Genomic DNA, 10,793 nt, shown 5'->3' with positions numbered 1-10,793 from the left:
CGCGTCACGCCTCCAGGGCCGGGCGGAGGTCCCACAGGGTGCGCCAGGTGGCGGCACCCTGCTCGGCGCGGCGACGGACCGGGCCGTCCCAGTAACCGAGCAGGCGGGCGGCGTCCGCCGGGTCGTCCTTGCGGACGACGCCGATCAGCTGACCGGGCAGCCGGCCGAGCACGTCACCGCCGTCGGGCAGGTAGGCGGCGGAGACACCGAGGGCGGTGGCCACCGAGACCGCCTCGGCGGTGCTCATCACGGTTGACGGACGCTCGACGTCCCAGCCCTCGGTGGAGCGGCCGGTGCGCAGGTCCCGGAAGGCCGTGACCAGGGCCTCCAGCACTGCGTCGTCCACCGCGAACGGGGCCCCGGCCCGGGCGACGGCGGCGGTGGACTGGCGGCGGACCAGCTCGACCTCGGCCGCGAGGCTGCCGATCGGGCCGACCGTCTCGAAGTTGAACCGGCGCTTGAGGGCCGCGGACATCTCGCTGACGCCCTTGTCCCGCAGGTTGGCCGTGGCGATCAGGGTGAAGCCGGCCGCGGCGTGCAGCTGGCCGTCCGGGGTGCCGGCCAGCTCCGGGACGGCGATGCGCCGTTCGGAGAGCAGCGAGACCAGGGCGTCCTGCACCTCGGGCAGGCACCGGGTGACCTCCTCGACCCGGGCGACCGCCCCGGTGGTCATCGCGGTGAGCACCGGGGAGGGCACCAGGGCCTCCCGGCTCGGGCCCTTGGCCAGCAGCAGGGCGTAGTTCCACCCGTACTTGAGCTGGTCCTCGGTGGTCCCGGCGGTGCCCTGGACGGTGAGCGCGCTGGTGCCGCAGACCGCGGCGGCCAGCAGTTCGGAGAGCATCGACTTGGCGGTGCCGGGTTCGCCGACGAGCAGCAGACCGCGCTCCCCGGCGAGGGTGACCACGCAGCGCTCCACGAGCGCCCGCTCGCCGACGAACTTCTGCTCGACGACCAGGCTCTTCCGCCCCGCCTTGAGCTTCTCGCCCCCGCTGCCCATGACGAAGGTGACCACGGCGCGCGGGGTGAGCCGCCAGCCCGGCGGGCGGGGGCCGGAGTCGTGCGCGGCGAGGAACTCCAGCTCGGCGGCGTACTTCTCCTCCGGCGGGACGATCTGACGGGTCGCCGCCCCGCCCGGGGTGGCGGCCGCGTTTCCGGCGGACGCCGTGCCGGCCGACGTGGTGCCGGCGGACGCGGTCGCGCTCTCGGTGGTGCTCATCGGCGGGCCTTCCTGCGCTTGCTGGTCTGGAGCTCTTCGTATCCGGGGGTGTCGCCGTCGCCGATCCGCCGCCACGCCCGCGCGAACAGCTCGGGGACCGGCAGGTGCGGCAGGGCGACGCGGTGGGTGGGCAGCTCGTACAGCCCGGCCTTCCAGGTCTCGGCGGGCAGGGCGGGCGCCTTGGCCTCCTGCCAGCCGCCGGGCAGGAAGAGGCTGCGGCCGGCCCGGGCCCGCTTGGCCTCCAGCACCAGGCTCCCGGCGGCGGCGAGTTCGGCCCGGGCCTTCTTCAGCCGGGCGGGCTTCCAGCCCGTCCAGCGGGCGACGTTGCGGTCGGTCGGGTCGGGCAGCGCGAGCAGCTGGAGGTAGAGCACGGCCGCGTCCTCGCCGAGGGCGTGCGCCCCGGCCACCTCGGCGACCAGCCCGGGGACGCTGAACAGCGGGTTCTGCAGCCAGCTGTCCGGCGCGACGGCCTCCGGTGGTCCCGCGGCGGGCGGCACGTCCGGCAGCGCGACCAGGCGCTCCGGCTCGCCGTCGAGCACGGCCCGCAGGGCGGGGAGCTGGCTGTCGAACCAGTAGCTCTGGGCGAGTCCGGCGAGCAGTTCCAGCAGCGGGTCGTCGCCCCCGGTGAGCCCGGCCGGGCGCAGCCAGGCGTACTCGACGCCGCCGTGGCCGGGGGCGAGGACCAGTGCCTCGCCGCAGCGGACCAGGCCGTCGGCGTCGGCGCCGCCCTCCTCCGGCAGCCCGAAGTGGCTGCGCAGGACGGGCGCCAGCTTCCCGTCCTTGACGGTGCTGTAGAGGCCGTAGTCCAGCAGCAGACCGGGGTCGGCGAGGCGGGCCCGCATCGCGGCGGCGGCCTGCGGCAGCACCGGGCGCAGCGGGCTGTCGGCGGGCAGGTGGTAGGCGAGCCAGCGGAGGGCGTCGACGGAGCCGCGCAGCGTGTTGTTGCCGGGCAGGGCGGCCGGGTCGTCGGCGACCAGGCTGACCTGGCCGCCGTCCTCGCCGGCGCGCAGCCGGTAGCCGGTGGTGCGGGTGAGCCAGGTGTCCCGGACGGGGTTGAGCACGGCCTCGATGTGGCCGATGTCGGCGCCGCTCACGGCGGCCTGGGACTCCTCGGGCAGGGTGACGAGCCGTCCGAACCGCTCCGTCCACCAGGCGGCGCCGGCGGCCGTGTCGGGGCCCTCGGTCCACAGGGCCTCCGGGTCGGCGGGCAGCAGGGCCGTCCAGACTCCGGTGAGGCCGGCCCGGTCCCGGTCGCGCAGCCAGTCGCGGGCGGCCTTGGCCTCCCCGGCCTTGAGGCCGTACTCCTTGAGCCGGTCGGCGGGAAGCACGCTGCCGTACCAGGAGAAGAGGGTGTCGGGCGGGCTGAGCAGCAGGCCGGCGCGGGCGGTACCGATGCCGGTGCGCTCGGCGAAGTCGGCGGCGTGGGCGTGGTCCCGGGTGGTGGCGCCGTGCAGGGCGAGCGCCTGGCGGAACCCGGCCACCCAGGAGGCGTCGATCTGCTCCTCGGTGGTGCGCTCCTCGGCGGTGGTGAAGTGCGCGACCGGGCCGAACACGCCGCTCGGGTCGTGGTCGACGGCGAGCCAGTGCACCTGGTCGTCCTGGTGGTGGCGGCAGCCGAGGATCACGACGGTGCGGTCCCCGTGGCGCAGCACCTGGCCGGCCCGCTTCTCGTGCTGGTGGTAGCCGGTCGAGCCGGCGAGCGGCTCGGCGAGGCTGAGCTCGCGCAGGGTGGCGCCGCGGTCGGCGAGCACTCCCGTGGTCAGCTCGTCGAGCAGCAGGTCGAGGGAGGCCCGCTGGGCGCCGTCGGTGAGCGGGGCGGCGGCCGCGTAGGCCACGGTGCCGAGCCGGCCGAGCAGGTGGAGCCAGCCGTGGTGGTCCTCGTCGCCCTGCAGGTCGATCCGGAGCGGTACGGCCCAGCCGTCGGCGCCCTCGGGCACCGCGGGGGGCTCGGCGAGGACGGCGGTGACGGTGCGCAGGTTGTTGACGACCTGCCACGGGTCGGACGTGCCCCAGGAGCGGCCGAAGCCGCCGAGGCCGGGGAGCAGGATCCCGACCGCCTCGCGCAGCTCTTGGTCGCGGCCGTGCTCGGGCCGGTACTCGGCCGCGCCGGCGGTGCCGGGCTTGGCACGGCGCTCCGCCTCGGGCTGCGGGGCGAACCGGGCGGCGCGGTCCAGCAGGTCGGCGGCGGCCCGGGCGAAGCCGGCCACGCCGGCGCGCAGCAGCGGGTGCCCGACGGCGGGGAGCAGTGCGCCGACCGCCTCGACGGGCAGCTTCGCGCGGCTGTCCTTGCCGTCGGCGAGCAGGCGGCGCACGCCCTGGACGGTGAGCCAGCGCTGCTCGCCCGCGGGCACGGGCTCGGTGTCGACGGGCCAGGCGGCGTCGATCAGGCGGGCGGCGTCCTCGGCGGTGACGGCGCGCAGGGCGTGCGAGCCGTGCTCGTCGCGCGGCCGCAGGGCGTGCCAGTGGGCCGCCGGCGGGACCAGCGCGGTGCCGGCCGCATCGAGGCCGCCGGGGCGGCAGGCGCGCAGGTCGGCGATGGTGTCGGCGGGCCGGGCCCCGTCGGGAACGGCCCAGGTGGTCGCGGCGTCGGAGCGGCCGCTGTCGGAGCTGACGGCGTCCGGGGTCAGGACGAGGGCGAGGCCGCTGCCCTGCTCGACGACCAGCGGGTGGGCGCCGCCGGGCAGCCCGAGCCGGCCGACCGGGTAGCGCCGGGCGTGCGCGCCGGTGCCCGCCAGGACGAGGGTGGTCCCGTCGGCGGTCCCGGTGGTGACCCGGGCCCCGTCGACCCGGACCCAGCTGCCGAGGACGGTGCCGTCGGTGCCGAGCGGCGTGGCCTCCAGACCGGGCTGCATCGGGAGCAGCCGGGTGCGGTGCACGTCGAGCGGGCCGGCGACGGCGCCGGCGGCGATCCGGGGCGGCTCGGAGGCGCGGCCGAGGGTGCCGGTGGCCGGGTCCAGCTCGACGAGGTGGCCGCCGTTCCGGTCGTAGCGGACCGTCCAGTGGCCCGTGCCGTCGCCGATCACCGGGTGCTCGGCGGGCGCCCGGGTGTCGCCGGCGTGCAGCGGGCGCTCGCCGGTGGACCGTCCGCCGCCGGGCAGCGCGAGGGACGGGGCGCCGGGCTCGTCGCGCCCGCCGTAGTAGCTGACGATGGTCTCGCCGCCGAGGTCGAAGACCTCGGCCGGGCGGCCGGACCAGTAGGCGCGCTGCTTGCCCTCCAGGTACCAGGCGACCAGCAGTTCGCCGTCCACGTAGCGGATCCGGGGCCGCTGCCAGCGCTCCAGCTTGTCCGGGATGCGCAGGGTGTGCTCCAGCACGATGCCCTCCGGACCGACCACGAGGACCTCGCCCTTGCGGGCCACGATCAGGTACGGCCACGCCTCTTCGAGGAGGACGTCCTCGGGGAGGGTGTTCCCGGCCGGGCGGCCGGGGGCGTCCTTGGGCTCGGCACCGAACCGGTCGAGCGCCTCCTCCAGGGCGGGCCAGCCGAGTTCGTCGAAGATGCCGGCGTTCAGGGTGCGGGCGAGCAGCCCGGCCACGTCGATGCCGGCGATCCGCTCGGCGGCGGCCGGGTTCTCGGCGCAGATGGCGACCCGACTCGTCCGCAGCTCGCGGAGCAGGTCGGTGGCGCTCGTCAGGCCGCGGGCGGCGAGGAGTTCGTCGGCGCGCGCGTCGGACCACTCGACGAACAGCTCGCGCAGCACCGGCAGGGCGGGCAGCCCCTTCTGCACCGCGGCGTCCCAGACGCCCGGGACGGCGGCGCGCAGCGCGGGGCGGAACCGGGGGTCGGCGGCGATCGCGGCCAGGGTACGGCCGTCGGGCCGGGCCTCGCCGACCCAGTCGCGCAGGTCCAGCGCGAGGTCGGGGCCCGGGTCGGCGACCGGGACGCCCTCGGCGAGCAGCAGGTCGAGCAGCTCGATCCGCGTGGTGCCGGCCCGGCGGCCCTGGAAGAGGTCGACCGGGACGCCGTCGGCGCGCAGTCGTGCGGCCATCCGGCCGGCCAGGGCGACGGTCTCGCCACTGAAGCCGCTGGTGCGCCAGCCCCGGCCGATGTGGGCCGTCCAGCGCTGCAGCCAGCCGGCCGGCGACGTGCCGTCCGCGGTGCCGTCGGCCGGGGCACCGTCGGCCGAAGCGTCGGCGGCCGGGGCACCGGCGTCGGCGGCACCGGCGGCCGACGGCCCGGTGAGCAGCTGCTCGGCCCCGGACTCGGCGAGGACGGACAGCCAGGAGGCGTCCTGGGCCGTCCGGTCGGTGGCGCCGGCCGGGTCGGGCATGATCTCCAGCAGCCGGACGCGGACCGCCGCGTCGCTGCGGCCCAGCTCCACGACGGCGCCGTGCCAGGACTTCCAGAACGCGCCGGGCGCCCGGTCGACGGCGGGTGAGGCGAGCAGTTCGGCGAGCAGGGCCCGCTCGTGCTCGGAGCGGTCCAGCCCGGCCGCCCTGATCAGGGCGCGCGCGTCCTCGGCGACCCCGGCGTAGGGGGCCATGCCGGCCGCCGAGCGTTCGGTGCAGAGCTGGCGGAAGCGCTGCCAGGCCGTCAGCGGGTCGAGTCGGCCGCTCAGCTCCTTGACGTACTGGCGCAGGGCCTTGACGGTGAGGGCGCCGGCCAGCGCGAACTCCAGGAAGACGGCGCGCAGCCGCTCCTCGTCCACCGTCAGGCCGTGGGCGCGCTCGGCCTCGCGGGCCTTGCCGAAGAACGTCCCGGCGTAGGTCTGGTTGCCCTGTTCGAGGAAGATCCGGCCGACCTCCTCGCAGTAGGTGGGCAGGAAGTGCGGCACGGCGCGGCCGAGGCGCACGGCGAGCGCCTCGAAGCCGTCCTTGGCGTGCCCGGGCTTGGACTTCGCCTGCCGGGCGAGCCGCTCCATCTCCTTGACCAGGGCGAGCGCGTGGTGCCCGTTGGCCGGGTCGTGGACCAGCGCCCAGGCGGGGAAGCCGAGCGCCTCCTGCCGCACCTGGCCGACCTCGGCCGGCTCCCCGGCGGGCTGCAGGCCGAGGAAGTCGACGGCGAGGTCCTCGGCGGGGCCGAGCGCACCGGGGACCAGCCGCACCACGCGGCGCTCGCCGAGCACCGGGTGGGCGTACGTCCGGGCGGTGAGCACGTCGGCGGGGCTGTCGGGCCTCCCGGCGCCGGGCAGGGTGCCGGCCGGGAGCACCGCTCCGGCGTCCAGCAGGCGCTCGTGCGCGCGCCGCGCCCGCTCGGCCGTCGGCTCGGCGGCCGGGCGCCCGGCCCGGGACTCCTTCACTTCGGTGGTGCTCATGCGGCTTCCTCCCCTTCGACGGTGCGGCCGGCGTACAGCGCGGCGGCCATCCGCATCCCCTCGGACCAGGCGACCGGCCCGACCTGGGCCGGCGGCAGGACCTTCCCGTCCGGGCCGGTCCAGCTGAGTGCCCCGGTCTCGCACTCGTCGTACTCGTAGTAGTCGCCGACCCAGACCCGGGCCTCCAGCGGGACGCCGCCCTCGACGACCGGCAGGACGGCGTGGCCGCCGCGCACCCGGTAACCGAGCCGGGCGCACCGGCCGAGCAGGTCGCGCAGCGCGTTGTAGCGGCCGCCGGCGTAGGTGGTGACCTGGGTGCCGGTCGGTGCGTCGGCACCGCCCGGGCGGTGCCAGACCTCCCGGTACAGCTGCTGGACCTGCTGGGTGACGCCCAGCTCGACGGCGAACTCGCGCAGCTCGTCGAGGTCGCCCAGGAGGACGGGGTGGGGTATCCGGATCTCGCCGTCGGTGAGGCGCACGGTGTCCCCGTCGAGGTCTACCAGGCCGAGCCCGCGCTCGGCATCGGCGCCGCGCAGGAACCCGGTGACCGTGCCGTCGGCCCCGGTGACCACGAGGTCGCGCAGGACCTCCTGCCAGGCCTCGTCGGCCCAGACGGCGGTGATCACGGCGGCCGGGACCGGCAGCGAGCGGACCATCCACCGCTCGGCGTCCTCCAGGCAGCGCCGCCGGTGCGCGGCCAGCCATTCGGTGAGCTGCCTCAGCCCGGTGACCACCGGATCGTCGTTCAGCTTCGACGGGAGCGACTTCAACCGGCGGCCGGCCGCGTTGCGGCACACCACCCTGCCCTCCTCGTCGAGCGCGACTTGATAGCCGCCCGCTCCCGCTTCCACCCACGCCACGGCCGCTCTCCTCCCAGCTGGTCTGCGATGGGAGGAACGTAACGGGACACACTGACAACGCGGACGCCGGGGTTCGCCCCCGGTGGGCGACGGAATTCAAACCCGTCGAACGAGTGAACGACCGCGGTGGGATCCACTCGCCCGCACCCACGGTGCCGGGCGCTCCGGGCGGCGGCAGGCGCCCAGGACGGCGGCCGGCGCACCGGAAGGGCGGCCGGCGCCCCCGGACGACGGTCGGCGCTACCCGACCGTGAGGCGGAGGATGCGGTCGTCGCCGGGGCGCGGGTCGCCGCGGCCGTCGGTGTTGTTGGTCATCAGCAGCAGCGTGCCGTCCGGGTCGGCGACGACGGTGCGCAGGCGGCCGTAGGCGCCGTCGAAGAACTCCTGCGGCGCGGCGGCGAGGTGGTCGCCGTCGAGCGGCACGCGCCACACACTGGTACCGCGCAGCCCGGCGACCCAGACGGCGCCGTCGGCGTACGCGATGCCGCTCGGGGACGACTCGGAGGTGCGCCACCGCACCACCGGGTCGATGAACTCCGGGCGGTCCCCGATCCCCTCGACCTCCGGCCACCCGTAGTTGCCGCCGGCCCGGACGAGGTTCAGCTCGTCCCAGTTGTCCTCGCCGAACTCCGAGGCCCAGACCCTGCCCTGGGGGTCGAAGGCGATCCCCTCGACGTTGCGGTGACCGTAGGAGTAGACGGGCGATCCGGGGAACGGGTTGCCCGGGGCGGGGGCGCCGTCGGGGGTGACCCGGAGGATCTTGCCGCCGAGCGAGCTCAGGTCCTGCGCGAGGGCGCGGTTGCTGCTGTCGCCGGTGGTCGCGTAGAGCATGCCGTCCGGGCCGAAGGCGATCCGGCCGCCGTTGTGCCGGGGACCGTGCGGAATGCCAGTCAGGACGACGGTGGGGTCGCCGAGTTGCTGCCCGGCGGGCCGCGACGGGTCGTAGGGGAAGCGGACGATGCGGTTGTCGTTCGCGGTGCTGAAGTAGGCATAGACCAGGTGGTCGGTCGCGTAGCCGGGCGACAGCGCCAGGCCCAGCAGCCCGCCCTCCCCGCCGGGGACCACGCCGGGAACGGTGCCGACCTCGGTCTTGGCACCGCCCTCGGCCGCGACCCGGAGGATCCGCCCGTCGTCCCGCTCGGAGACCAGCAGGTCCCCCCCGGGCAGCACCGCCAGGCCCCACGGCGACCGGAGACCGTCGGTGACGGTGCCCTGGACGGCGACCGACGGCGTCGCGCCGGGCGAGGCGGGGACGGGGGCGGAGGCCGGTGGCGACGCCGGGGTGGGGAGCGGGGAGGAGGCGAAGGTCCCGACCGTCGAGGGCGTCCCGGGTGCGGGCTCGGCGGAGGAGCAGCCCGCGGCCGCGGCCGGCCCGAGCACGAGGGTGAGCAGCACGACGGCGGTTCGGCGGAGCACCGGTGGGCCTCCCGGAGCGGAACGAGCGGGACGGGTTCGGATGCGGCGCCACCCAGGACACCACATCCGCCCGCAACCGGGCGGGCAACCCGCCGCCGGGCCCGCGAAGGGCCGTCCGGCCACCCTCGGTCCCCGCCCTCCGGACGCCTCAGCCCGCGGCCACCCGGGCGCCCGCCCTCGGCACGATCACCGGCGCGCCGTCGCCGGGGGCGGCCAGCACGTCGCTGTCGATGTCGTAGAGGGCCCGGACCAGCGGCGCGTCCACCACCTCGCGCGGCGCGCCGCACGCGACGACCTCGCCGTCCCGCATCGCGACCACCAGGTCCGCGTACCGGGCGGCGGCCGCGAGGTCGTGCAGCACCATGACGACGGTGCGCCCGCCCGCCGCGACCTCGCGCACCAGCTCCAGCACCTCGACCGCGTGGCCGAGGTCGAGCGCGCTGGTGGGCTCGTCGAGCAGGACCACCGGCGCGTCCTGCGCCAGCACCATGGCCAGCCAGCAGCGCTGCCGCTGGCCGCCCGAGAGCCGGTCCAGGCGGCGGTCGGCGAAGGCGTCGACGCCGGTGGCGCGCAGCGCCTCGGCGGTCAGCCGCTCGTCCTCCGCCGACCACTGGCGGAACAGGCCCTGGTGCGGGTGGCGGCCGTAGCGGACCAGCCCGGCCACGGTGACCGCCTCGGGCGCCTGCGGGCTCTGCGGGAGCAGCGCGACCCGGTGCGCGGCGTGGCGCGGACGCAGCCGCCAGATGTCCTCGCCGCCGACCAGCACCCGCCCGGCGTCGGGCCGGTGGAGCCGGGCGATCGAGCGCAGCAGGGTGGACTTGCCGCAGCCGTTCGGGCCGACGATCGCCACCACCCGCCCGGCGGGCAGGACGAGGTCGACCGCGTTCAGCACCGGGCGCCCCGGACCGTAGCCGGCCGTGAGCCCTTCGACCGTCAACTCCATGGCGTCCTCCTTCGGTTGGCGCGGGTGCCGGGGGCCGTGGGTCAGGACTTGGCGCCGAGCGCCTTGCCGATGTCCCCGATGACCACGTCCGCGGCGAGCGGGCCGCCGCGGGTGGACCAGACCGAGCCGTCCACGGTGACGGTGTGGTTGTTCTTCACCGCGCCCAGCTCCTGGTAGGCGGGCTTGGACTGGACGTCCTTCAGCGCGGCCTTGCCGTCGTCGGTGAGGGTGGAGAGGAACAGCCAGTCGCCGTCGATCTCGTTGATCTTCTCCAGGCTGAGCGCCGGGGTGTGCGCGTTGCCGTCCTTGTCCTGCGCCTTCGGGCGGGTCAGGCCCATGTCCAGGGCGACGCCGCCGGCGAACTGCTTCTTCTCCATCCAGCTCGGCCCGGTCGGGTTCCAGCGGACGATGGAGACCGCGGCGCCCTTGTTGGCGCCGAGCTCGCCGCCGGCCTTGGCCGCCTTGGCGTCGTAGTCGGCGATGACCTTGTTCGCCTGCTCCAGCTTGTTGACGGCGTTTCCGATGCCGCGGAAGGAGAGCTTCCAGTCGTCGGTCGGCGCCATCGTGACCAGCGTGGCCGGGGTGATCTCGCGCAGCTGCTTGAGCACCTGCTCGTCCTGCATGTCGCCGGCCAGGATCAGGTCCGGCTTGGCGGCGATCACCTTGTCCATCACGGGCTGCAGCAGGTTGCCGACCACCGGGACGCCCTGCACCTTGTCCTTCAGGTAGGCGGGCGGCTCGGCCAGGCCCTGGCCGTTGGTGATGCCGACCGGCTTGAGCCCGAGGGCGAGCACCGCGTCCAGGTCCTCCTGGGTGAGGGTGACGATGCGCTTGGGCTCGGCGGGGATCTCGACGGCCTTGCCGGTGGCGTCCTTGACGGTCCGCTTGCCGCCGGCGGCCGCGTCGGCGGCCGGGCCGCCGGACGTGGACGCCTTGTCGGCGGAGCCCTTCCCGGAGGAGCCGGAGGAGCCGCAGCCGGTCAGCAGGAGGGCTGCCGCCCCGGTGGCGGCCAGCGCCTGGACCGCCCGGCGGCGGACGAGGTGGAGCGGGCTCTGGGCGGTCGACATGGGTGCCTCCGGGCAGGGGTGTTGCAGGGGAGTCGG

Annotated in this window: 6 protein-coding genes; all 6 read right to left on the bottom strand. The window is 76.3% G+C overall.

Features of this window, described 5'->3' with window-relative positions; genetic code table 11:
• Positions 1–4: 4 nt before the first annotated feature.
• Positions 5–1,216, bottom strand: a complete 1,212-nt coding sequence (locus RMN57_RS29115) for an AAA family ATPase (protein WP_313766250.1) — start codon at positions 1,214–1,216, stop codon at positions 5–7.
• Complete coding sequence (locus RMN57_RS29110) at positions 1,213–6,471, bottom strand: hypothetical protein (RefSeq protein WP_313766249.1); 5,259 nt, start codon at positions 6,469–6,471, stop codon at positions 1,213–1,215. The genes RMN57_RS29115 and RMN57_RS29110 overlap by 4 nt, the downstream gene beginning before the upstream one ends.
• Entirely contained in the window at positions 6,468–7,331 is an 864-nt protein-coding gene (locus tag RMN57_RS29105) for a DUF4132 domain-containing protein (protein WP_313766248.1), read from the bottom strand. Before RMN57_RS29105 ends, RMN57_RS29110 begins: the two co-directional genes overlap by 4 nt.
• A gap of 240 nt (positions 7,332–7,571) precedes the next feature.
• Positions 7,572–8,747 carry a PQQ-dependent sugar dehydrogenase gene (locus RMN57_RS29100; RefSeq protein WP_313766247.1) on the bottom strand — a complete coding sequence of 392 codons (1,176 nt, stop codon included), beginning with the start codon at positions 8,745–8,747 and terminating at the stop codon, positions 7,572–7,574.
• A gap of 148 nt (positions 8,748–8,895) precedes the next feature.
• Positions 8,896–9,690, bottom strand: a complete 795-nt coding sequence (locus RMN57_RS29095; RefSeq protein ID WP_313766246.1) for an ABC transporter ATP-binding protein — start codon at positions 9,688–9,690, stop codon at positions 8,896–8,898.
• Positions 9,691–9,731: 41 nt separating this feature from the next.
• Positions 9,732–10,757 (bottom strand): ABC transporter substrate-binding protein, encoded by a 1,026-nt coding sequence (locus RMN57_RS29090; protein ID WP_313766245.1) that lies wholly within the window; start codon positions 10,755–10,757, stop codon positions 9,732–9,734.
• Positions 10,758–10,793 lie beyond the last annotated feature (36 nt).

The organism is Kitasatospora sp. CM 4170, assembly GCF_032110285.1.
Taxonomy (GTDB): domain Bacteria; phylum Actinomycetota; class Actinomycetes; order Streptomycetales; family Streptomycetaceae; genus Kitasatospora; species Kitasatospora aburaviensis.
This window is presented reverse-complemented; position numbering and strand designations above follow the sequence as displayed.